The organism is Marinobacter sp. 1-4A, assembly GCF_016597725.1.
Classification (GTDB): Bacteria; Pseudomonadota; Gammaproteobacteria; order Pseudomonadales; family Oleiphilaceae; genus Marinobacter.
Window position 1 is genome coordinate 73806 of record NZ_VCGY01000007.1, and the last position, 24851, is coordinate 98656.

Below are 24851 nucleotides of genomic sequence, written 5' to 3' on the forward strand. Positions count from 1 at the left end.
GACAGAGTGTAATCAAAAGGTGTTTATCGTTCACATAACGGAACGTAAACGCCACGTTAATCACATTGTCGAGGAGCCTTCGGTTGTTTAGGTTTAGAAATACTCTCACTTAAGATTCAGTCAATGCCGCAGACCATCTAACCAGAACTGTTTTAGGTCCAATCATTTGATGTGAAACAAGCACTGACAACATCGCGTTAACCACGGAGAACGTAACGATGGAATTCAAACAAACCGGCGTTGCTGCACTCAACCCAGCCCTGCCAGATTTAGATGTGCTTGTTTCCTCAGCCAAACAAGCGGGACTGACCCCCATATTTCTAACCCAAGATTGCGATAGTCTGACTCAGCTAGTTCAACAGTTGAAGGCATTGGGTGGCACGCAGCAATTGCATCTATTTTGTCACGGCCAACCCGGACGAATACTGCTTGGGAACTCAATAATAGACGCTCAATCTCTTCCCCATCATGCAAACCAGTTGCGTCAATTAGGACAATGGATCGGTGACGGCTGCTGGCTTTATAGCTGCGAAACCGCTCTTGGTGATGCCGGGCAAGGCTTTATCAGCGAGTTATCGGCAGCGATAGGCACAAGCATCTGTGCTTCAACCAAAAAAATAGGAGGGACGACTCAGGGAGCACATTGGCAATTGAACGCAGGCCCTGTGTCACTAAGCCGTTACGCGCTCGAGATCCCGAACTACAAACATACTCTGGCAGCAACAACACTCACCTTCACATCAGACGATGGCAACTGGGATACCGACCACATTGCTGAAGATGGCGAGGGCGGCAGCGCCGATATCGCCGGTATCACCATTCAGATACTCAATATCAGCAACCCCAGCGGCAGCAAAGTCAATAGCATTAACTGGTTCAACAATGCCGACTTGGCCAGCGGCGATGGCTTTTCCGGGGTCACCGTCGACTTTAATTCCTTCTTTATTGAGTGGGGAGGAATGGCCGTCAAAAGCAGTGACGGCTCCGAGTTCAAGTTCGATGGCTTTGATTTTTATGATTGGGGCAACCAGCCCCTTGGTGGCGAGGCCATGAGCATTGTGGCTTATCGCGATGGGGCCATGGTAGCCGGTAGCACGGTGAACTTCAGTGCCAACGATACTCCCCAAAGAGTCAGTCAGGACTTGTCAGGCAACAGTTTGTATGGCTACGTCGATGAAGTGCGAATACTCTTTGTCGACGGCGCCGGCTATGCCTCCATCAATAATATTGTTATCGATACCGCTATTGCGCCCAATAGTGCTCCCGTTCTGGGCGGCACACCTGCCGATGACGGCGCGACCGAAGATATAGCCACGGCTATCGACCTATCGGCCTACAACATCAGTGATGCCGATGGCGACAGCCTCACACTAACGCTCGCCGTGAATCGTGGCACACTTGCCAGTACAGACGGTAATGGCACCACCGCAGGCGTGACGATAGCCAACTCTGGCACGGCTAGCATGACCCTTCAGGGCACGGCCGCCAATTTAAACACCTACCTGAACGACGCCAGCAAAATTCAGTTCACCACCGCAGCCAACGATACCGCCACAGCCACGTTGACCGTCACCCCTAATGATGGCACAGCGGATGGTAGCGCCGACACTGTCGCTATCAACATCACGGCGATCAACGATGCTCCTGTACTGGCCGACACCAATGTTACCCTGGCCACCATTGTTGAAGATGCCGGTGACGACGACGGCTCCAGCGCCGACGGCGACAATGACGCCAGTCAGAATACCGATAACGGTGGTGATACTGTGGCCGACCTGCTCACCGCCGCCATCAGCGACCCGGATGGGGGTGCCGTTGAAGCCATAGCCGTTACCCAGATCGAAAATAGCAACGGCGTATGGCAATACAGTACCGACAGCGGCACGACTTGGAACAGTTTCTCTGGTACCACCGGCAGCAGCGTGGATATCAGTAATGCGGCGCGACTGCTGGACAGTACCGACTTGGTTCGCTTTGTCCCCGATGCCAACTACAACGGCACTGCGACCTTCGCTTTCCGGGCCTGGGATACCTCCACGGGTGTCGCTGGCAACACCGCAGACACCAGCACCAACGGCGGCTCAACGGCGTTTTCCAGTGCTACAGATACGGCCAGTGTCAGCGTTTTGGCGGTGAATGACGAGCCGACCCTGACCGCCACCGGCAGCGACCCCACCTTCACCGAAGGGGGCGCGGCGGCCAGCCTGTTCAGCGCCACCAGCCTCAACACCGTCGAGGCTGGCCAAACCGTCACCGGTCTGAGCTTCACCATCACCAACGTCACCAACGGCAGCAACGAGCGGATCAACGCCGATGGCACCACCATCGTATTGACCCATGGCACCAACGGCTCTACCGCCGGCAACAGCCTCAACTACAGCGTGACGGTGATCGGCACCACCGCCACAGTAACCATGACCGGCGGCAACGTCTCGGTCGCCGCCGCCGAGACGCTGATCGACAGCATGAGTTACCAGAACAACAGCAACTCGCTGTCGACCAGCGATCGGGTGGTAACCCTAACCAGCGTGCAGGACAGCGGCGGCACCGCCAACGGCGGCGACAACACCGGAAGTCTGGCGATCGCCTCCACGGTGACGATGGCGGGCGTCAACGACGCACCAACCCTCACGGCAACAGGACAGAATCCCACCTATACGGAAGGTGGCGCGGCACCGGGTGCGGATCTATTCTCCGGCGTTACCGCAGACACCGTCGATAGTGGTCAAACTTTCTCAGCGATGACCCTGACCGTTACAAATGTCAGTGATGGCGCCGACGAAGTCCTACGCATTGACGGCTCGGATCTCGCACTGACCAATGGCAACTCGGTCAACACGGCGACGAATGGCCTGACGGTGAGTTCATCGGTCTCCGGTTCGACAGCCACGATATCGCTTACTGGCGCCACCTTAAGCGAAACCCAGATGCAAACGCTGGTCGATGGTTTGGCCTATCGCAATACCTCAGATACCCCCACGACCGGCTCAAACCGCGTGATCACCATCACCGGCATAACAGACAGTGGTGGCACCGCTAACGGTGGCAGTGATGTGGCCGCGCCAAATCTGGCTTCGACCGTATCGCTGACAGCCGTCAATGATGCGCCGGTGGTCGGTGATGCCTTTGGAGAAACCAGCCAGATCATTGCCGGTGCCGGTGCACAGAGCGTTAGCCTGTTTAACGATGTCACCGTAACGAATGCCGACAGTGTCGATTACAACAGTGGTTTTTTGACTCTGGCGCAGACAGCGGGCACTACCAATGGCAACTGGTCAGTAGACGGCACAACGGTAACGTCTGGAGGCGACGCCACGGTCAGTGCGGGTGAAATAATCCAAGTGGGCGGTGTGACAGTGGGGATCGTTGATGCCACTGATGATGGCCAAAGCGGTAATGACCTCACCATTAGTTTCAACACCGCTAACGCGACCAACCCCAACTTACAGGTTCTGTTACAAAATCTGAGTTACAGCGCCCCCTCAGGCCTTGGCAATCGCAGCTTTGATCTAACCCTGAATGATGCCGATGGCACCGCTAACGGCGGTGATTCCGATACCACCGGCAGTTTCACTTTAAACGTTACCCCTAACCCACCCGTCATCAGCAATCTGGATGGCGACAGCATTGCGGCCACTGAACAAGGAGGCGCGATTGCTCTGGACCTTGGCAGCAATGCGACCGTTACTGACGCCGACTCGGTGAATTTCAATGGGGGCTCAGTGACCGCCAGTGTGACCGGCAACGCCGATGTCGCCAGCGATGTGCTGTCCGTCGACACCAGTGGCGCCATTTCCTTGGCCGGCACCACCGCGGGCTCAAATGTGTCCGCCTCCGGTACGGTGATTGGCACCTTAGGCACCACTATAGCCGCCGGTAATGATTTTGTTGTAAATCTCAACATCAATGCGACACCGGCCAGAGTGCAGGCTCTGGTGCAAGCATTGACCTTTGAAGCCTCGGGAGACACCCCAGCGGAATCCACCCGAACCGTGAACGTGACAGTTTCCGATGGCGCCGCAACGGACAGTGCAGAGGTCAGTGTCGCAGTGACCGCGGAGAATGACGCCCCACAATTGACGGGGTTGATCAGTGATGCCACGTTTACGGAAGACACTCAGGCCACTCTGGATCTATCGGCAGCAACCCTATCAGACGTGGATACCACTGGTAGCGTGACGTTAACACTCACCGCTTCTGCTGGCGTTCTCTCGGCATCGACTGGAGGGGGGGTCACCGTCGGCGGAAGTAACTCCACCTCTCTCACACTCAACGGTACCGTGGCGGCGATCGATACTTATCTTAATGGCGCCAACATCAGCCATACGCCCGCCGAAAATGCGACAGGGAATGATGCCGCGACAATTAGCCTGAGCATTAACGACGGTGGCACCATCACCGCATTGGGCAGCGTGAATATTGATATTACAGCCGTCAATGATGCTCCCACCGCTGCCGATGACACCGTTAATGTCGGCTACAACGGCACCCACACCGTCACGGCTTCGGATTTTGGCTTTACGGATATTGATGGCGACACCTTGCAGTCTGTTCGCATCGATACGATCCCCGCCAACGGTACGCTCGCACTGAATGGCACCCCAGTCGTGAACACCGACATCATTGCGATTGCCGATATTAACAGCGGCTTACTCACGTTTACCCCTACAAGCGGAGACAGTGGCTCTGCCTATGCAACCTTGGCGTTCAGCGTTAACGATGGCACCGTTTTTTCAACTGCCAGTAACACACTGACCTTTGATGTGGCTGCGGCTCCGCCGCCACCTCCACCGCCTACGGACACCACGCCACCGCCAACAACCACGATCGTAGACGGCACCCCGGTTGAACAGCAAACAGTGGCAGAGAATGGCCTGCAGGTGGTCAAAATCAACATCAACCCTGTCTCTCTCGGACGTCAGGATACCGACAGCAGTTCTAGTCTGGCCGACATACCGCTGCACTTTGGTGACAGCGGAACGGTGACCACACTCCGACTCCCCGAAGGCATCGGCGCTACCGCCCGGGCTAACGAAACGGCAGTGAGTCAAACGTCTTTCCGCGATGCCCTGTACCTGCTACGCGACGCTGCGCCCGTTAAAGATTGGTCATCCCTGACGAATGGTTTAGAGCAATGGCTGAGCAATGGCAATAGCGCCGGTTGGTTAAACCAGATTACCTTTACTTCTGACGGCGTTCAGCCACCATCACAAGCCATTGAAGTCAGTGGTGTTGGGGGAGATGCAACCGAGATCATGATTCTGGACGCCCGACAATTACCTGCGGGAACCGTGTTAAATCTAAACAATATTGAGTTTGCCATCATCGCGGGCGACGTCACCGTGCGCGGTGGCTCAGGCTCCAACGTGGTATTCGCAGGCAGTGGTCGTCAGGACATCTTGCTCGGTGCGGCTGATGATGAGCTTCACGGTGGTGACGGCGATGACACTATTGGCTCTGCCGGCGGCGATGATTTGTTGTTTGGTGAGGGTGGCAGCGATCTATTGTTTGGTGGAGCTGGAAACGATCTCCTGCATGGCGGTCAGAACAACGACACGGTAACCCTCAGCGGTTCACATTCAAACTACATTGTGGAACGCGACAACGCCATTACCCGCATTACCCATGTCAACACCCCCGACGAAACAGATGTTCTAATAAATGTCGAAACGCTACGCTTCAGCGATAAAGAGCTGATCATTGAATACGATCAAGACCACGACTGGCTAGCCACTTTATATACACAGCTCCTAGGACGTCAGGCGGACCTTGATGGCTTCCAGTACTGGGCGCGGCTGCTCGATCAAGGTGCCAGTATTGGAGACATTGTTAATGGTTTTCTGCACTCAACTGAGTTCGTCGAGCACTTAGGAGCCAACACCGGAAACCTTGATAGCGATCAGACTCTCACTTTGTACTACACCGCTCTTCTCGGTCGAGACGCTGATGACGCCGGCTATCACTATTGGCAACAGCAGTTGATTGACGGAGCCTCCCATGACGATGTGTTGGCGGGCTTTATATTGTCGGAAGAGCTGACAGGTCAGTATCAACAGACGGAGGATTGGGATTTCTTCATCTAAAACTGAAACGAGTTAACGTCTAATTTGCCCGCAGGCCTCAGGCCTCAGGCCTCAGGCCTGCGTAACCAACATATCGCTAAACAAGGCCAAACAAAATCCGAGTACCGCACCAAGCGGAGGCCCCCAGTGCTTGTCCAATCGGGACTGGGGCGCAATGTCCTGAAAAATCAGATAGAGAATCCCGCCGGATGCCACCAGCATGATAGTTCCCAGAACCACGGGCTGCTCAGACAAGAAAAAGTACCCAAGAAGCCCTGCGGCTGGGCCAGCCATTGCTAAACCGGCCATTACTGACAGTGTTTTTCTTGGTGTATAACCCGGTTTTTCCAGAAACTCTCGATAGGCGTTAAAGCCCTCAGGCAGATTTTGCATAGCAATCAGCACCGCCATCAAGGGCGCGAGGCTTGGGTTTACTATGATCAACCCACCCAAAGCGGCGGCTTCAGGTACAAAATCCAGCATTACGCCCATTAGCTGTGGTGATTCCCGGTGATGAACGCCAAGCATTCGCTCTACCCAGAAAAACAGCACGCCACCAGCTATGATCGCTGGGATAGCCCAGAACGAATTGCCGATACTCGACTGCCCTTCCGGTATCAGCACTATGGTCACGGCGCCCAGCAAAATGCCACCACCCAAGGCAATCAGGAAGTGCCGGAACTCCTGTTCCAGCCAGTTGGGGCCGATGCGTTCAACCCTTGCCAGTAATCCGCCAAGGGGAATGCAGATACCAGCAAGTGCTGTCAAACCAACGATGTAGGCAATATCAGAGGTCATTATAAGTGCCTGAGTTAATTAACCACCCGGGAATCAAGAGTTGTCAGCAGATCCACCAAGCTTGTCCTGAGTTTTGTGCTCAAAATCGCTCGCATCGTGACGCTCATGGAGCTGGGTTTCTGGCTCACCCCAGGCGCGATTCACCATTCGTCCACGCTGCACAGCCGGTCGCTTTTTAAGCTCCAAGGCCCACCGCATTACATTAGTGTAGGTGTGCGCTTCGAGGAACTCTGCGGCATCGTATACAGCGTTGGTTACCAGTGCGCCATACCAGGGCCATGCCGCCATATCAGCAATAGTGTACTCACTACCAGCAATATATTGGTTGTCGGCCAACTGACGATCCAGTACATCCAGCTGCCGTTTCACCTCCATGGTGTAGCGATTAATCGGGTACTCGTACTTCTCAGGCGCATAAGCAAAGAAATGCCCAAAACCTCCACCCACAAACGCTGCGCTGCCCATCTGCCAGAATAGCCAGTTGAGCGCTTCAGTACGGCCAGCGGTATCCGATGGCAAAAACTTACCAAACTTCTCCGCCAGATAAAGCAAAATGGAGCCAGACTCAAACACTCGAACAGCGGGGTCCTGAGAGCGATCCCACAACGCCGGGATCTTAGAGTTAGGGTTAACGCCTACAAACCCGCTACCAAACTGTTCGCCTTCGTTAATGCGGATTAACCACGCATCATACTCGGCCTCACTAATACCCAGCTCCAATAGCTCTTCCAGCATTATCGTGACCTTCACGCCGTTTGGCGTAGCCAATGAATAGAGCTGGAAAGGGTGCTTACCAACAGGAAGGTCTTTATCGTGGGTCGGGCCAGCGATGGGGCGGTTAATATTTGAAAAAGCACCACCGCTTGCAGATTCCCACTTCCAGACTTTCGGCGGGGTGTAGCTTGAATCGGCCATAGTTACATGTTCTCTGGTTGCTGTTTGGTTTGTTTGCTGACGAATTTATCCGCGCCGGTACTTGAGACTTAAACCAGCCCGTTAGTGATCTTCGAAAAATCCACGTTCACATCAAAAATCTTGGCATAAACCCTTTCAGCGCCAAGCTCTTTTAACGCCCGGGCAGACACTGCCATAATGCTTGATAAGAGATGGGATGTTCCGTCAATCTTACGGAGACACTCCACTGTAAAGAAAAACACTCCAACTAAAAGAGAGCCTAACGTATGCCAATGATAGGCTGGATTTTTATACTCGCTGCCTTGGGTCTGGTCTTGGGCAGCTTATTCATGCTTCGGGACTCAGCCAGTAAGATGAATATTCCTGAAGATAAACTGGAGAAGGTCCGCAAGCGCAAGGCAGAACTTGAAGCCCAAGAGAAAAAAGACGATCAGTGGTAAGCAGAGTCTGTTCTCGCGGCCATGATAAAATCATTTTTGTGCAGCCCACCGATTGTATGGGTCCACCAGCTTATGGTCGCCTTCCCGTACTCTAGCAAGATAGCCGGGTGGTGATTCTCTGCCTCAGCCAGCTCACCGACCCTATTGGTAAATGCCAGAGCTTGCGCAAAATTCCGGAATTTAAACGTTTTTCGTAACTGATCTTCACCTTCCACACTGAGAATTTCCCAATCTTGCACGCTCTTGTGCAGGGAGGCCATCTCTTCATCAGTTACTTTAGGGGCGCTCGCGTTACACGCTTCACATTGCTGCTCAGCCAGTCCGCTCATGCTTAACCTCCAAGCTAATATCCGGTTTTTTGCTATCGTTACTGATCTAACATGGAGCCAGTTAAGCATTTTATCAACCAGCTTCTTGAAATTGGACGCTCTTCGGAATACTGTATATTTAAACAGTATTCCGAGATTGCATCATGAGCGAGCTTCTTAACACGCTAATGCAGGACGCCCGCGTCTGGCAGGGGCACAAGCACAATAAAACCACACAACCGGCCGAACCAACTGGCTTTCAGGCCCTAGACAACCAGCTCGGAGGCCTTGGTTGGCCCCGCGGTGCTTTGAGCGAATGCCTACTGGATGCCCCCGGCATTGGTGAGCTGACCCTGTTAATACCATTAATGCAAAGGCTGTCGCAGGCCGGTAAAGCTGTATTCTGGCTAAACCCGCCACACACGCCCTATGCACCAGCGCTGACACGGGAAGGCATCGATCTGAATCAAATAATCATGATTCATACCGAAGACAAAGGCGATTTTCTATGGACACTGGAAAACTGTTTACGCTCGCCGGTTACAGGGTTAGTGATGGCTTGGCCGAAAAAACTGGCAGCCCGCGAAATCCGGCGTTTACAGCTAGCAGCCGAAGCTGGCAGTAATGTTTGTGTGCTTTTTCGCGAGCGCCACTATGCCGAACAGAACTCCCCGGCTGCTTTGCGCCTTGAGCTGGAACCCGATGACCAACAAAGCCTGAAGGTAAACGTGCTAAAGCGCCGTGGTAGCTGGCCCGGGCAACGCTGCTCTCTTGCCATGGCACACCGGGCAAGCCTGCTTCACCATGAAACGCCCCGCATAGTTCAAGGCCCCTGGCCCACAATGGCCCGGTAATCACTATGCTCTGGTTGTACCTGCACTTCCCTCACCTGCTACTGGACCATATTCGCCGATCCGGTGAACACGTGTCTGCTCTAGTGATTGTAGAAGGCTCAGGGCAAAAAGTAGTGCAAGCCTGCCCAACTGCCAAAGATCTGGGTGTTCGTGATGATATGCGCCTGAAAACAGCCATCAGTCTGGTGCCAGAGCTAAGCATAATAAGGGCAGACCAACAGCAGGAAGCCCGTATTCTGGAAGACCAGGCACGCTGGCTCTACCGATACGCAGCGCATATTATTCTGGTTCCGCCAAACGGTTTACTGGCTGAAATCGGCAGCCTACAGCGGTTATACGGTGGCCTTTCGGCAGTCTGGCGAACGCTGGAAGAAGTACTACACGAGCGCCAGCTTACTGCTTGGATGGGCACAGGCCACACTCCTTTAGCAGCAGGTCTGACTGCACGTAACGGTGTGGGAGAATGCACTTCCGACACAGCCAGCATCCTTCAAACTCTTAGCAAGATGCCTTTATTAACTGCGGAATTTGACGGGCGCACCTGCATGCGCCTGCAACGGCTTGGCCTGAATACTCTGGGCGAGGTATTCAGCTTGCCGCCCAAAGAAATGGCGCGCCGGCTTTCCCCAGAAACTCTGGCGTATGTCCAGAAAATTCGAGGTTCCAGACCTGATCCCCAAACACCCTGGCAACCGCCACATCACTTTCGGCAACAAGCAGATTTTGTACAGGATATTGAGCAGTCACAAGGGCTGCTTTTCCCATTGCGCCGCATGCTATCTGAGTTGGAGAGTGACCTATGTTGGCGCCAGCAGGATACTGACTGTTTACTGTTAGAACTTCAGCATCGGCACACAGAGCCAACCCGCCTGCGCATCCGCACATCAGGCCCCGAACATCGAACCGAAGCTTTTCTCAGCCTCGTTAGCCTGCGACTTGAACAGCAGCCCCTCAAGGCTCCAGTTATGTCGCTGCGCCTTATTGTTAAACGATTCCTTGGGAGGGAGGCACCTTTTAAGCAGGATCTTCTGGGTGAAAACCAAGACCTGAACGAAGCCTGGCACACCTTGGCGAGCCGATTGCAGGCAAGGCTTGGGGATAACGCCATGAAACAGCTCTCGCCCAGAGCAGATCACCGACCAGAATGGGCATGGAGCGCCTCAAAAGTACGCCGAACGAACCAGGTAACAACAACAGCAACGAACCAATTGCCTTGCCGTCCCTTGTGGCTACTGCACGGCCCGCAGCCGCTTACGGAAACCCCAAAAGTCTGGTTTACTGGCCCGGAGAGGATCAGCGGGGGCTGGTGGGATGGCCAGCGAGTGCACCGGGATTATTACGTCGCCCAACTGAATAACGGGCAACTGGCCTGGGTCTTCCGTGATATCCGGGAAGGCTGGTTTATACATGGATGGTTTGGCTAATGGGTGTTTCATCCTATGCCGAGTTGTTCTGTTTCAGCAACTTCACCTTCCTGACTGGGGCATCCCACCCCCACGAGCTTGCGGATCGCGCTGCAGAGCTTGGCTATACAGCACTGGCCATCACCGATGCCTGTTCGGTTGCGGGCATACCCCGGGCTTGGGCTGCACTTAAAGAAAGCCCTGTAAAGCTGATTACCGGTAGCTGGTTTGAGCTAGACAACGCCCCTCCCGACGCCTGCACACCCAGATTTATTCTTCTAGCCCGCACTCGCAAAGGCTACGGGCAGCTCTGCCAGTTTATAACCACCGGTAGACGCAGAACAGAAAAAGGGCAATACCAGCTTTTCCATAGCGACGTGGAAACCCATGCTCTGGATGATTGCCTGTGCCTGTGGTTACCGCCTTCATCAGATGAAGCCAGTGCAGGTCAGGCTCTAGCCTGCGGCGAATGGTTACTCCGCCTGTTTGAACACCGCCTCTGGATTGCCGCAGCCCGCACTCTGGAGTCCGGCGAAGAACAGCAACTGGCCAGAGCCCGCTGGCTAAGCGACCAGCTGCGCTGCCCGATTACCGCCACCGGTGAAGTTCACATGCACAACCGGCAGCGCCAGCCCTTACAAGACGTACTCACCGCCCTACGCAACCACACCAGCGTGGAAAACGCTGGCCACTGCCTGTTTCAGAACGGTGAACGCTACCTGCGCCCAGTACCGGTATTGCAACGGTTATTCCCCGAAACCTGGCTGAAAGAATCTGTGCGAATTGCTCAACAATGTACCTTTGAGCCCGGTAGTTTACGTTACGAATACCCCCCAGACCTTGTCCCTGAAGGAGAAACCCCGGCGGCTTACCTGAAGCGCCTGACCAGAGAAGGTGAGCGGCGACGCTACCCGGCGGGCACACCACTGTCTGTTCAGGCCTTGATCCGCAAAGAACTGGGGCTGATTTCAGAGATGAAGTACGAACACTACTTCCTCACCATCCACGACATTGTTGCCTTTGCCCGAAGTCGCGACATTCTCTGTCAGGGCCGTGGCTCTGCGGCCAACTCAGCTGTGTGTTACTGCTTGGGTATTACTGAAGTAAACCCGGCACAGGTAGACCTACTGTTTGAACGGTTCATTTCCAAAGATAGAAATGAGCCGCCAGATATCGACGTGGATTTTGAGCATGAACGCCGAGAAGAAGTAATTCAGTATATTTACCAGCGCTACAGCCGGGAACGTGCGGCATTGGCAGCAACCGTTATTCGCTACCGCCCCCGCAGCGCCATCCGAGACGTTGGCAAGGCTCTGGGGTTTGATCCAGCACTGGTGGAACAACTGCTGGAAGGCATCGACTGGCGCGACAAAGCCACCAACTGGCGCCAACAGATTCTAGACAAACGCCTGACCCGCAACCCAAAAGTTGCAGACCAATTCTTTGCTCTGGTGAACACCCTGCTTGGCTTCCCCCGCCACCTCTCCCAACACGTGGGCGGCTTTGTGATCAGCTCCGGCCCCCTAAGCGAATTGGTGCCCGTGGAAAATGCCGCCATGGCCGACCGAACCGTTATCCAGTGGGACAAAGACGATCTGGAAAGCCTGGGCCTGATGAAAGTGGATGTACTCGCACTAGGCATGCTCACAGCTATTCGCAAAGCACTGGATTTGATCAGCCATCAAAAAGGCCAACTCTTTCGGATGCAAGACATACCTCAAGAAGACAGAGCCACCTACAATATGCTCCAGAAAGGCGACAGCGTTGGCGTATTTCAAGTGGAATCCCGCGCCCAGATCAACATGCTGCCAAGACTGAAACCCGAAACCTTCTATGACCTGGTTATTGAAGTGGCCATCGTCCGCCCCGGCCCCATACAGGGGGACATGGTGCACCCATACCTGCGCCGCAAGCACGGTTTGGAACCCGTGGATTACCCCAACGATGCCATCCGGGGCGTATTGGAACGCACACTGGGCGTACCCATCTTTCAAGAGCAAGTCATCAAACTGGCCATGGTTGCCGCGGGTTTTACCGCTGGCGAAGCCGACCAACTCCGCCGCGCCATGGCCGCCTGGAAATCCCACGGCGACATGACCCTCTTCCGGGAAAAACTCATCAACGGCATGCTGGCACGTGGCCACAATGCCGACTTTGCCGAGCGACTCTACCTGCAAATCTGCGGCTTCGGCGGCTATGGTTTCCCCGAATCCCACGCCGCCAGCTTCGCTCTGCTCGTTTACGTCTCCGCCTGGATCAAACGCCACTACCCGGCCGCCTTCTACTGCGCCCTACTCAACAGCCAACCCATGGGATTCTACTCCCCATCGCAACTGCTACAGGATGCCAAGCGCCATAACGTAGTGGCACTACCCCCAGACATTAACAAGAGCCAGTGGGACCACACCTTAGAAGGCACTGACCTGCAACTGCGCTTGGGCTTAAGAATTATCCGGGGCTTCTCCGAAAACGCCGCACAGCGCCTGTATCAGCACCGCCCAGCAACCGGCTACCGCACTTCCTCCGAACTACGCCGTTTGGCAGACCTCAACCAAAGGGAAATGGAACTCCTCGCCGGCGCCAACGCCATGCCTGCTTTCTCCAGCAACCGCCACCAAGCTTACTGGCAACTACTGGCCCATGAAAAACCCAGTGAACTTTTTGCCGGGATAGAAGCGGCAGAAGACAAAGAAAACTACGAACCGGAGACCTGCAACCTGCTACCAGAACCTACAGAAGGCCAAAACATCCTCGCCGACTACGCCAGCCAAGGCCTAACCCTCCAACGCCACCCACTGGCCCTGCTTCGGGAACAAGGCCACCTACAGCTCTGCCTCAGTGCTGAACAACTCAAAACCACCAAAGCTGGCATCCCCGTACAGGTAGCCGGGTTGGTAACCGGCCGCCAACGCCCCGGCTCCGCCTCCGGCGTCACCTTCGTAACCCTGGAAGACGACACCGGCAACATAAACGTCGTCGTCTGGCTCGAAACCGCCCGCCGCCAGCGCAAACCGTTACTCACCGCACGGTTGTTACACGTAAAAGGCATTCTGGAAAGAGAGGGAGAAATTGTTCACGTTATGGCGGGGAAGCTTTCAGACTTGAGCCATCTCATAAAAACACTCCCGGTCAGTTCGCGAGATTTTCATTAGGCTTGCTGTGCCGAGGCTGATTTACAGGGAGATATCACCTGAGCTCATAGAGCTGGAGAGGCGTTGTCTTTCAGGAATGTCGTAGGCCATGGACGGCCGGAGACAAGCGCACATGGATGTGCTCGTAGCGGTTCCTGAAAGACAACGCTTCTCCAGCTCAAGCACCCAAGTCAACAGGCCAAAAAGCAAAAAACCCCGCACAAAGGCGGGGTTTTCTGTACTGCAAAAGCAACAATCAGCTAAGCAGCTTGATCATCACACCCGCAGCAACAGCCGAACCGATAACACCAGCAACGTTCGGCCCCATAGCGTGCATCAACAGGAAGTTCTGCGGATTCGCCTCAAGACCAACCTTGTTGGAAACCCGCGCTGCCATCGGCACCGCAGATACACCGGCAGAGCCAATCAACGGGTTGATCGGATCCTTACTGAACTTGTTCATCAGCTTGGCCATCAGAACACCACAGGCCGTACCCACACCAAACGCTACGATACCCAGCCCCAGAATACCCAGAGTTTGAGCGTCCAGGAACTTGTCTGCCATCAGCTTGGAGCCAACCGACAAGCCCAGAAAAATCGTAGTGATGTTGATCAAGGCATTCTGTGCAGTGTCACTCAAACGCTCCACCACACCGCACTCACGCATCAGATTACCAAAGCAGAACATACCCAGCAGAGGCGCTGCATCCGGCAGGAACAGAACCACAGCAATCAGAACAACCAGCGGGAAAACAATCTTTTCACGCTTGCTGACAGGACGCAGCTGGGACATCTTGATGGCACGCTCTTTCTGCGTAGTCAGCGCCTTCATAATGGGCGGCTGAATCATCGGCACCATGGCCATATAGGCGTATGCAGATACCGCAATGGCACCCAGCAGGTGCGGAGCCAGAACACTGGACACATAGATAGACGTCGGGCCATCAGCGCCACCAATGATACCGATAGCAGCCGCTTCCAGAATGGTGAAATCCAGAATACCCAGCCAGTCCAGCAGTGCGGCACCCAACACCGTTCCGAAGATACCGAACTGTGCCGCAGCACCTAACAGCATGGTTTTCGGGTTCGCCAGTAGTGGGCCGAAGTCTGTCATGGCACCAACGCCCATGAAAATAACCAGAGGCCCGATGGTGCTGCCGATAACTACCGAATAGAAGTTATACAGCATGCCATTACCGTAACCGGCATCCTGAGCAATGGCATTAGCCATCGCCATTTCAGAGTAGCTTGCCTCTTTAAATGCCACCTTGAAGGCCTCTTTCAGCTCAGGCGTAATCGCCTGCCCGGCCTGATAGGCAACATCCAAAGGCACTGCCAGCGCAGCCAATAGTTCACCTTTTCCGCCATTCAGCGCAAAGTGGATGGCATTTTCTGCCGCAGTCAGGGCAAGCCCAGCCTCCGGAATGTTCGCCAGAATGCCACCAAACCCGATGGGAACCAGCAGCAATGGCTCAAAACCCTTGCGGATCGCAAGGAACAGAAGAAGCAGGCCAACGGCGATCATAATCACCTGACCGAGTTCTATATTGAACAGGCCACTACCTGTCCATAACGTCATTAACTTATCCATGGAATGCTGGCCCTTTATGCGATTGTCAGCATTTCATCATCAGGGGAGACGGCATCACCGACCTTGATGAAGACTTCGCCGACAGTGCCGGCCTTCGGTGCACGAATCTCGGTTTCCATTTTCATGGCCTCGAGAATAATCAGCACATCGCCTTCTTCAACGGCATCACCCGGTGAAACCAGTACCTTGAAGATGTTGCCACCCAGAGGTGCGATAACAGGCTCACCTTCACCGGCCGCCGGAGCAGGCGCAGAAGCTGCCGCTGGAGCAGATGCAGCACCGCCCTCGCCCTGAATCTGGGTGATTTCACCGCCTTCAGACACAGCAACCACGAACTTTTTGCCGTTGACATCAACGGTGTAGGTTTCGGGGCCGCTAGCCTTCTTGGCAGGTGCCGCATCTTCTGCGGAGGGAACCGGCTCAAAGGCATCCGGGTTGTTGCGGTTTTCCAAATACTTCAGACCGATCTGGGGGAACAGAGCGTAGGTCAGAACGTCATCAACAACGTTATCTGCCAGCTTGATACCCTTTTCGTCTGCCAGTTTCTTCAACTCGTCGGTCAACTTGTCCATTTCCGGCTCAATGTTGTCCGCCGGGCGGCAGGTAATCGCTTCTTTACCGTCCAGAACACGCTCCTGCAACTCCTTATTGAACGGAGCCGGCGCTGCGCCGTATTCGCCTTTCAGGATTGCAGAGGTTTCTTTGGAGATGGACTTGTAACGCTCACCGGTCAGAACATTCAATACCGCCTGAGTGCCCACAATCTGGGAGGTTGGTGTTACCAGCGGGATGAAGCCCAGATCTTCACGAACCTTGGGAATTTCAGCCAGAACCTCATCGAACTTGTCCGCTGCGTTCTGCTCTTTAAGCTGGTTTTCCATGTTGGTAAGCATGCCGCCCGGCACCTGAGCAATCAGGATTCGGGAGTCGGTGCCACGCAAGCTGCCTTCAAACTTCGCGTACTTCTTGCGAACTTCGCGGAAGTAACTGGCAATTTCTTCCAGCAGCACCAAATCCAGCCCGGTGTCACGCTCGGTGCCTTCCAGAATGGCAACAACCGCTTCGGTGGGCGAGTGACCATACGTCATACTCATGGAAGAAATGGCTGTATCCACGTTATCAATACCGGCTTCCGCGGCCTTGATGGCTGTAGCGGTAGACATGCCGGTAGTCGCGTGGCACTGCATGTGAATCGGGATGTCGAGTTCTTTCTTCAAGCGGCTAACTAGATCAAACGCCACGTACGGCTTGAGAATGCCTGCCATGTCCTTGATCGCGATGGAGTCAGCACCCATGTCGGCAACTTCTTTCGCCAGCTCTACCCACATCTCAATGGTGTGTACCGGGCTGGTGGTGTAAGAAATAGTACCCTGAGCGTGCTTGCCGGTTTTCTTAACAGCCTTGATGGCAGTCGCAAGGTTACGCGGATCGTTCATGGCGTCAAAAATACGGAATACATCAACGCCATTTTCGGCGGCACGATCAACGAACCTTTCTACCACGTCGTCCGCATAATGCCGGTAACCCAGAAGATTCTGGCCACGCAGCAACATTTGCTGGGGCGTGTTAGGCATTACTTTTTTCAGTTCGCGGATACGCTCCCAGGGATCTTCACCCAAATAACGAATGCAGGAGTCGAAGGTAGCGCCACCCCAAGATTCCAAAGACCAGAAACCGACTTTGTCGAGTTTCTCGGCAATGGGCAGCATATCGTCAAGCCGCATACGGGTGGCAAGCAGGGACTGGTGGGCGTCACGCAGGATAACGTCCGTAATCCCTAGCGGTTTCTTTGTGTCAGTCATCGTGTCAGCCTTCTGTTTAAAGGTTGTATCTAATCGGTTACCGGGTCACTTCTTGTGGCGCGACCGGAATTGAGCTATCGCCTTTTTAATCGCCTCTGCTGTATCAGGATCGACTGCTGCAGGTGCCTTGGCTTTGGCACGGGGCGTTTTGGCCGGGGTTGCCGGCTCTGGCGGCGCAAACCGGGTAAGCAGTTTGGACATAAGCAGGGTCGCGAACACCAGAATAATCAGGAACACGAACACAAAGCCCATACCCGCAACCATCAGATCGACGGCTTGTGACATCAGGTCATCCATATTGAACAGCTACCTGTATTGGTTTATGGATTTTCCCCAGAGCAACCGAACGCTATAAGACCTATGTCTTATACCGCGCCGGAGCAAACCGGGAGGCAAAATCCTGCGTAATTTACCGGTTTCGTAAGCCGTGAGCAACCGAAATGCAAATGACTATACGGACTTTCCGAGAATTCCAAGGCAGGTTTCACAGGTTGAGAAACCCTGTACCACCGACTACTAGACTAGCCTGACCCTCAGTTTTCGGCCTTTGATCTTTCCATCTTCAAGGCGCTTAAGCGCACGTCTGGCCTGCCCGACTTCCACCGCGACAAAACACTGGAATTCAAACAGATCAATCTTGCCAACGGATTTGCCATCCAGTCCCGCTTCGCCGGTGAGCGCCCCCAGCACATCCCCTCGCCGGAGCTTGTCCTTACGCCCTGCGGCGATACAAAGAGTTCTCATGGCCGGAGGAACAGGCTCGGCAGGCACTGAAAGTAGAATGTCGGAATCCCCCCAAACGACTGAACTACCTCGCTCGCTCTCAAGGCGGTTGATCTTGTGCCCCTGAGCCGGGCTGCACAAGGTTACCGCCAACCCGGCCTCACCTGCGCGTCCGGTGCGCCCTACTCTGTGGGTATGCACTTCCGGATCCCGTGCTGGCTCGGCATTAATCACCAACGGCAATGCTTTAATATCCAGCCCACGGGCTGCAACATCTGTTGCCACCAAAACCTGACAACTCTGGTTGGCAAAACGCACCAGCACACTGTCTCGCTCACGCTGTTCAAGGTCACCGTGCAATGCCAGTGCCGAAAAGCCTTGGGCACCTAAGTCTGCGGCCAACTCATCACACTGTTGTTTCATGGCACAGAACACCAAGCAGGATGCAGGTTGATGTTCGGACAGCAAACTCACAATGGCATGGGTGCGCTCGGATGCAGGGACTTCATAAAACAGTTCGCGGATATCGCTATTCACGCTTTGCGCTTCTGCCCTCACATCAACAGGATCCCGCTGAAAACCCGCGCTTAGCTTACGGATAGACTCGGGCCAGGTGGCAGAAAACATTAACGTCTGACGCTGCTTGGGTGTGTAGCCCAGAATTTCTTCCATGGCAGGCTGAAAACCCATATCGAGCATTCGATCTGCCTCATCCAGCACCAAAGTCGAGAGACGCTTTAAGTCCAGAGTTCCTTTGCGCAGATGATCCGCAATTCGCCCCGGCGTACCTACAACGATATGAGCGCCATGGGCCAGCGAGCCAATTTGCGGGCCAATAGACACGCCGCCGCAAAGGGTGAGAATCTTTACGTTTTCCTGCGCTCTTGCCATTTCCCGCAATGCTTTCGTAACTTGGTCCGCCAGCTCGCGGGTCGGGCACAGCACCAGCCCCTGAACCGCAAACAGCTTTGGCTTGAGGCTTTCGATCAATCCAATACCAAACGCAGCCGTTTTACCGCTGCCGGTTTGCGCCATTGCGATCACATCACGACCCGCCAAGCAATGAGGCAAAGCGCTGGCCTGAATATCAGTAGGCTGTGAAAAACCCAACTGGGCGAGATTGGCCTGCATGGCTGCAGACAGATCAAGATCTTTGAAGGAAGGCATACAAGAAAATCCCGGAATCAGCGGTTGCTGGTTAAGAAGGTAGGCACGAGGGCGTATACTATGGCCATAGAATACCAGAATTTATGACCAATTAATGGAGTTATCCCATGGCATCCCTGCAGGATCAGCTATTAAAAGCAGGTCTGGCCGATCAAAAAAAGGCCAAGGCTATTCGCAATGAAAAGCACAAACAACGCAAACAGCAGCCCAAAGGTGCAGTGCAGGTCAATGAGACCGAAATCCGTGCGCGTAAAGCCCGGGAGGAAAAAGCCGAGCGCGACCGCCAGCTGAACCTCAAACGCCAGCAGGAAGCCGAGAAAAAAGCCATTCAAGCTCAGATTCGCCAACTGGTGGAAACCAATCGGCTGGACCGCAGCCGAGGCGAAACCTCATACCAGTTCGTACACGACAATAAAATCAAAAAACTGTATGTGGACGACACCATGGCCGACCAGCTATCCCGTGGCCGTCTTGCTATTGTATTTGTAAACGATCAGTACGAGATCGTTGCTGAGGGTGTGGCGCGCAAGATTATCGAGCGGGATGCACAAGCGGTTGTAGTGCTACACGACCGCAAGAAAGACGATGTGGGTGACGATGATCCATACGCAGGATATGAGATTCCTGACGACCTGATGTGGTGAAGGGCCTTGCGAACGGCTAAAGCCTTCACAGCAAAAGCTGTCCATCAGGCCGCCAGCGCTTGACGGATAGCTTTGACGGCAGCAATCGACTCTGGGTTATCGCCGTGAACACACAACGTATCCGCCTCAAGAGAAAGCGACTTTCCGTCGATCGTCTGGATAGCTCGCCCGCGGGCAATGGCCACAGCTTGGTTCAGAATAGTGTCGGAGTCCTGATGCACAGCTCCCGCTATGTTGCGCGACACTATGTAGCCGTTTTCATCGTAGGCGCGATCTGCAAAGGCTTCCAATAGCAACTTCACGCCATACTCGGCACACAACGCCTTTAGCGGCCCATTGTTTGCGGTCGTCATCGCCATAAGCGCAAGCTTGCCAGTGGACTGGCTCAGTGCGCCGAGAATAGCCCGCAGCACCTTTTCGTTCCGCATCATGTCGTTATACAGCGCGCCATGGGGCTTAACGTAGCTCAGGCTCCCACCCTGCGCTGCAGCAATCTGGCCCAGTGCACCCACCTGATAAAGCACCATGGCGTGAATTTCTTCGGGGCTGCACACCATGGAGCGTCGACCAAAACCCTGAAGATCCGGGTAGGCCGGGTGTGCTCCCATAACCACCTTGTGCTGCAGTGCCAGCCGTACCGTGTTGTGCATAACAAGAGGATCACTGGCATGAAACCCACAGGCGATGTTTGCCTGATCGATAAACGGCATTACCTGATCATCCAACCCCATAGTCCAGGCGCCGTAACTTTCGCCAATATCACAATTCAATAGCATATCTGTACCCAGTCAGGCCTTGAAAACCAAGTGTCACGACTAACAATAGCCCGAAAAAGGAACTCATGGGAGCCCCCGGGGTCGTAGGCCTGCCAATCATAAACAAGGAGTGAAGATGTTATCGGTTAATCTGGGCCCTCTGAGCCTGTCTCTGGCTCACCTTCTGCTGATCAGCGCCTTCACCATCGCTCTGATTGTTGGCGCTATCACTGGGCGCAAACAAGGTATACCTATCGCCGGCACCCTGTCTGACATATTTTTGGCGTCCATGGTGGCGGCGCGCATCGGCTTTGTTATCCAATACTTCGAGCACTATCAGGAAAACCTCTGGGGCATTATTGACATACGGGATGGAGGCTTTCACGTTATCGCTGGTCTAATTGGTGCACTAACGCTAACAGCATGGAAGCTTTGGCGTCATCGCGAAATTCGCAAACCACTCTCACTCGCGGTGACCTCGGGCTTGGTAACCTGGGGTTCCATTTCGCTACTGACAGCGTTAATCGAAACCAGCTCACGAGGACTGCCCGAAGACGGCTTCACACTACTGGACGGCACGCCCGTTACCTTGGCTGAAGTAGCCAAAGACAAGCCAATTGTTGTCAACTTATGGGCCAGTTGGTGCCCGCCCTGCATCAGGGAAATGCCGGTACTGGAACAAGCCCAACAAGATAATCCGGGCGTTACCTTTGTATTTGTTAACCAAGGCGAACAGCCAGAAACCATCACCCAGTTCATGGGCCGGCACAAGCTCTCGCTGCAAAACGTCCTGACCGACACCCGAGCCAGTCTAGGGAGGACAACAGGCAGTCAAGCCTTACCAACGACGCTTTTTTACGATGCACAAGGGCAACAGGTAAATGCCCATTTGGGTGAACTTTCCAAAGCATCGCTGGCTCACAACCTCAGAAGTTTCAGCACCGAATGAGTTTGGCCCGAAGAACCAGCACGCAGTGGCTAAAGCCTGCTTTCTAGCAGACTCCAATTGGAGCTGGTTTGACAGCTCCTAGCCTCCCGACTAGCTTTGTTTGAATAGAGCACATAACCGGTTACAGCCATGCCCTCCAGATTGTTCTTAAACACTACAACAACATACTTAACTGGCACCTCGCGCGGGTGTCGGTGTCAAGAGGCAAGTGCCATGCAACAAATCACCGAACCTTCTTCCACACTTTTGGGCCCTGCTCGTTATGTGAAACGCCTCGGCAGCATTGTTACCGCCGCCGTCTTCACGTTCTCGGTAGGTAGCGCTCAGGCCGCCGACTGGGATATGCCTACACCCTACGGCGACTCAAACTTTCACACCGTCAATATCCTCCAGTTCGCTGACGATGTACGGGATGCGACAGACGGTGAGCTGGACATTACAGTTCACAGCAGTGGCTCACTGATAAAGCATCAGGAAATCAAAAACTCCGTTCGCCGAGGTCTGGTTCCTATTGGCGAACTGATCATGTCTCGACTCGCAAACGAAGACCCGCTATTTGAAGTGGATTCGGTGCCCTACCTTGCCAGCGATTACGATCAAGCCTGGAAACTCTGGCAAGCATCAAAAGATGTTCTCGCAAAGCGTCTGGAGCGACAGCGCCTGAAACTTCTTTTTGCAGTGCCCTGGCCACCCCAAGGCATCTACACCCAGTTTGCTGTTAACACGGGCGAAGAATTGAAGGGTGTAAAAATGCGCGCTTACAACAAGTCCAGTGAACAGCTTGCTGACCTTCTTGGCGCACTGCCAACTCAGGTTGAAGTACCCGACATTCCTACTGCTTTCGGCACCGGCCGAGTTGATGCCATGATCACCTCCCCCTCCACAGGAGCGAATACCCGTGCATGGGATTACCTTACACACTTCAACCACGCCCAGTTGTGGCTACCCAAAAACATGGTGGTAGTGAATGCCAAGGCTTTTGATGCGTTATCTGAAGAAAGTCAGAAAGCCCTGGAAGATGCCGCAAAAGTGGCTGAAAAGCGGGGTTGGGATGCCAGCAAAAAAGAAACCGAAGCGAAAATAAAAATTATGCGAGACAACGGCATTAAGGTGTCTGAACCCTCGCCCCAGTTGGTCAAACACTTACAAAAAATCGGCGACGCTATGACTCAGGAGTGGCTAGATCGTGCCGGTGAAAGCGGTCAGGCTTTGCTGGACGCCTATAAAAACCAGTAATCACTCTACTCCAGCACCGCAGCGCGGGGCACAGCAAGAGAGCGGACCATGCGCCGAGCATTAGATACCTTTTATCGGCTAGGGGGCGCACTTTCTGCCCTGCACCTAGCCCTCATAATGATATTGATTGTTGCGCAGGTGCTGGGTCGCGTACTCGACAACCTGTTGGGCTGGGCAGGCTTCGAGGCTCTGGGGCTTAACGTGCCCGGGCTGGCGGAAATCGCCGCATTTATGCTGCTTGGCGCAACCTTTTTCGGGCTTGCCTATACTTTCTGGCAGGGTGGCCATATTCGGGTCACTCTGGCGCTTCAGTACCTGCCTAAACCTCTGCACCGGCTTATGGATATTGCCGTCACTCTGGTCGCAGCTTCGATCACCGGTTTTGCTGCGTGGCACAGCGCACGGTTGGCACTCGACAGCCACGATTATGGCGACCTCTCAATCGGCATGGTGCCTGTACCACTCTGGATTCCGCAGGCGGTTATGACTCTTGGTCTGGCTTGGCTGTTAATAGCACTGCTGGACGCTCTGTTTTTGCTTGTGAGCGGCAGAATCACCCAGCTAAAAAACGAAGCGCCTCAGGAGTAAGCTCATGGACATTATCTGGATGAGTTTACTCCTGCTGTGTGTGCTTCTAGCATTTCTTGCCAGCGGACTCTGGGTGGCGTTCTCGTTAACCGCCATTGGCTGCGTTGCACTGTATTTCTTTAGCGGAATTCCCGTAGGCGACAGCCTTTCAACGGCTTTCTACAGCGCCAGTGTGTCCTGGGATCTAGCAGCACTCCCCATGTTCATCTGGATGGGAGAGGTTCTGTTTCGCTCACGTCTTTCCGAGGAGATGTTCCGAGGCATTTCACCCTGGGTCGGAAAGGTACCAGGGCGCCTGCTCCACACCAACATTTTAGGCTGCGGCATTTTCGCGGCAATCTCCGGCTCCTCGGCTGCAACAGCCGCAACCATCGGAAAAATGTCGATACCGGAGCTGACCAATCGTGGTTACGATAAAAACCAGATCCTTGGCACCTTGGCGGGCTCGGCGACTCTAGGCCTGCTGATCCCCCCGTCCATCATTTTGATTGTCTACGGAGTAGCAACGGAGCAGTCCATCGCCCGCCTTTTTGTTGCGGGCATCCTGCCTGGGTTGATGCTTATGTCCCTGTTTGCGGGATACGTAATGATCTGGTCCCTGATGAATCCGTCCGGCGTGCCTGCTGGCGAAGCCGAATCCTTCTCCTTCAGGGAAAAGGTACGTCGCAGCCGCCCGCTTATCCCCGTGATGCTGCTAATTATCGGTGTTATTGGCTCGATTTATACGGGTCTCGCATCGCCCACAGAATCAGCCGCGATCGGTGCAGCTCTTGCTCTTCTCCTCTCCTGGAAAGGCGGCTCACTGAACTGGGACACTTTTTCCAACGGGCTGCTAGGTACAGTCAAAACCTCGTCGATGATTGCCTTCATCCTAATAGGTGCCCACTTCCTGACCAGTGCTATGGGGTTTACCGGCATCCCACGCGAGCTTGCCGCCTGGATCGACACATTGGGCCTATCGCCTTATATGTTACTGGTCGCACTAACCCTGTTCTTTATCCTGCTGGGCTGCTTTTTAGACGGCATCTCGGTGGTGGTTCTAACCACGTCGGTCATACTACCAATGGTTCAGGCCGCCGGAATCGACCCTTTGTGGTTTGGTATTTATCTGGTGATCGTTGTAGAAATGAGTCAAATTACGCCACCTGTCGGGTTCAATCTTTTTGTAATTCAGGGGCTGACTGGAGAAAATATTCTGCGGGTTGCCTGGGCTGCGCTGCCTTATTTCCTGTTGATTCTGAGCGGCGTGGTGCTAATCACTTTGTTTCCTGAGATCGTCACTTACCTACCAAGCAAAATGGGGAACTAGTGTCCCAGCTGTAGATAGCAAAACGCCCCAGAATGTGTGGTGCACAAACTGAGGCGTTTTGACTTTAATATGGCGCGGCTGGGAGGATTACGCGGGCCTTCGGCCCTTCCCTTGCGGGCCGCCGTCGCTTTGCTCTGGCGTTCCTCAGCACACTGCGTGTGCTTCGGTCGAACCTC

General features: G+C 54.2%; 18 protein-coding genes. 10 read left to right on the forward strand and 8 right to left on the reverse strand.

Features of this window, described 5'->3' with window-relative positions; all coding sequences use genetic code 11:
* Positions 1-218: 218 nt before the first annotated feature.
* The gene (locus FE845_RS14770) at positions 219-6083 is read left to right on the forward strand and encodes a DUF4347 domain-containing protein (RefSeq protein ID WP_200366146.1); all 5865 of its coding nucleotides are present in this window, start codon (positions 219-221) and stop codon (positions 6081-6083) included.
* A gap of 51 nt (positions 6084-6134) precedes the next feature.
* Here the strand turns inward: FE845_RS14770 and FE845_RS14775 are convergent, their stop codons facing one another.
* Both FE845_RS14775 and yghU read right to left on the reverse strand, forming a co-directional pair.
* Complete coding sequence (locus tag FE845_RS14775) at positions 6135-6860, reverse strand: ZIP family metal transporter (protein WP_200366148.1); 726 nt, start codon at positions 6858-6860, stop codon at positions 6135-6137.
* Positions 6861-6893: 33 nt separating this feature from the next.
* On the reverse strand, positions 6894-7775 hold the full coding sequence (gene yghU, locus FE845_RS14780) for a glutathione-dependent disulfide-bond oxidoreductase (RefSeq protein WP_200366160.1): 882 nt from the start codon (positions 7773-7775) through the stop codon (positions 6894-6896).
* 266 nt (positions 7776-8041) lie between these two features.
* Between yghU and FE845_RS14785 the strand changes: the two genes are divergently transcribed.
* The gene (locus FE845_RS14785) at positions 8042-8215 is read left to right on the forward strand and encodes a DUF2897 family protein (protein ID WP_200366162.1); all 174 of its coding nucleotides are present in this window, start codon (positions 8042-8044) and stop codon (positions 8213-8215) included.
* On the opposite strand, the gene FE845_RS14790 is transcribed toward FE845_RS14785, so the two are convergent.
* On the reverse strand, positions 8206-8544 hold the full coding sequence (locus tag FE845_RS14790; protein ID WP_200366164.1) for a 4a-hydroxytetrahydrobiopterin dehydratase: 339 nt from the start codon (positions 8542-8544) through the stop codon (positions 8206-8208). The two genes, FE845_RS14785 and FE845_RS14790, sit on opposite strands and share 10 nt — an antisense overlap.
* A 143-nt stretch (positions 8545-8687) precedes the next feature.
* On the opposite strand from FE845_RS14790, the gene imuA reads away from it, so the two are divergent.
* Genes imuA through FE845_RS14805 form a run of 3 tightly spaced genes read left to right on the forward strand, consistent with a single transcriptional unit; the run spans position 8688 to position 13932 of the window.
* A complete protein-coding gene (gene imuA, locus FE845_RS14795; RefSeq protein ID WP_200366175.1) occupies positions 8688-9377 on the forward strand; it encodes a translesion DNA synthesis-associated protein ImuA in 690 nt (229 codons plus the stop codon).
* Positions 9378-9382: 5 nt separating this feature from the next.
* The gene (locus FE845_RS14800) at positions 9383-10801 is read left to right on the forward strand and encodes a Y-family DNA polymerase (protein ID WP_200366177.1); all 1419 of its coding nucleotides are present in this window, start codon (positions 9383-9385) and stop codon (positions 10799-10801) included.
* Positions 10801-13932, forward strand: coding sequence for an error-prone DNA polymerase (locus FE845_RS14805; protein ID WP_200366179.1), 3132 nt, complete (start codon positions 10801-10803; stop codon positions 13930-13932). The genes FE845_RS14800 and FE845_RS14805 overlap by 1 nt, the downstream gene beginning before the upstream one ends.
* Before the next feature lie 235 nt (positions 13933-14167).
* Here the strand turns inward: FE845_RS14805 and FE845_RS14810 are convergent, their stop codons facing one another.
* The 4 genes from FE845_RS14810 to dbpA form a co-directional block, all read right to left on the reverse strand.
* Complete coding sequence (locus FE845_RS14810) at positions 14168-15502, reverse strand: sodium ion-translocating decarboxylase subunit beta (protein ID WP_227714400.1); 1335 nt, start codon at positions 15500-15502, stop codon at positions 14168-14170.
* A gap of 14 nt (positions 15503-15516) precedes the next feature.
* Entirely contained in the window at positions 15517-17304 is a 1788-nt protein-coding gene (oadA, locus tag FE845_RS14815; protein ID WP_200366184.1) for a sodium-extruding oxaloacetate decarboxylase subunit alpha, read from the reverse strand.
* 45 nt (positions 17305-17349) lie between these two features.
* Positions 17350-17601: an OadG family protein gene (locus tag FE845_RS14820; RefSeq protein WP_200366186.1), complete on the reverse strand. Its 252-nt coding sequence runs from the start codon at positions 17599-17601 to the stop codon at positions 17350-17352.
* 219 nt (positions 17602-17820) lie between these two features.
* Positions 17821-19194: an ATP-dependent RNA helicase DbpA gene (gene dbpA, locus FE845_RS14825; RefSeq protein ID WP_200366188.1), complete on the reverse strand. Its 1374-nt coding sequence runs from the start codon at positions 19192-19194 to the stop codon at positions 17821-17823.
* A 107-nt stretch (positions 19195-19301) separates the two neighbouring features.
* Between dbpA and FE845_RS14830 the strand changes: the two genes are divergently transcribed.
* Entirely contained in the window at positions 19302-19838 is a 537-nt protein-coding gene (locus FE845_RS14830) for a DUF2058 domain-containing protein (RefSeq protein WP_200366190.1), read from the forward strand.
* Positions 19839-19882: 44 nt separating this feature from the next.
* On the opposite strand, the gene FE845_RS14835 is transcribed toward FE845_RS14830, so the two are convergent.
* A complete protein-coding gene (locus FE845_RS14835; protein WP_200366192.1) occupies positions 19883-20614 on the reverse strand; it encodes a 5-oxoprolinase subunit PxpA in 732 nt (243 codons plus the stop codon).
* A 115-nt stretch (positions 20615-20729) separates the two neighbouring features.
* Between FE845_RS14835 and FE845_RS14840 the strand changes: the two genes are divergently transcribed.
* The 4 genes from FE845_RS14840 (at position 20730) to FE845_RS14855 (ending at position 24675) form a co-directional block, all read left to right on the forward strand.
* Positions 20730-21542, forward strand: coding sequence for a TlpA disulfide reductase family protein (locus tag FE845_RS14840; RefSeq protein ID WP_200366194.1), 813 nt, complete (start codon positions 20730-20732; stop codon positions 21540-21542).
* 213 nt (positions 21543-21755) lie between these two features.
* Positions 21756-22778 (forward strand): TRAP transporter substrate-binding protein, encoded by a 1023-nt coding sequence (locus FE845_RS14845; protein ID WP_200366196.1) that lies wholly within the window; start codon positions 21756-21758, stop codon positions 22776-22778.
* Positions 22779-22826: 48 nt separating this feature from the next.
* Positions 22827-23366 carry a TRAP transporter small permease gene (locus FE845_RS14850; protein ID WP_200366198.1) on the forward strand — a complete coding sequence of 180 codons (540 nt, stop codon included), beginning with the start codon at positions 22827-22829 and terminating at the stop codon, positions 23364-23366.
* A 4-nt stretch (positions 23367-23370) separates the two neighbouring features.
* Entirely contained in the window at positions 23371-24675 is a 1305-nt protein-coding gene (locus FE845_RS14855) for a TRAP transporter large permease (RefSeq protein ID WP_200366200.1), read from the forward strand.
* Positions 24676-24851 lie beyond the last annotated feature (176 nt).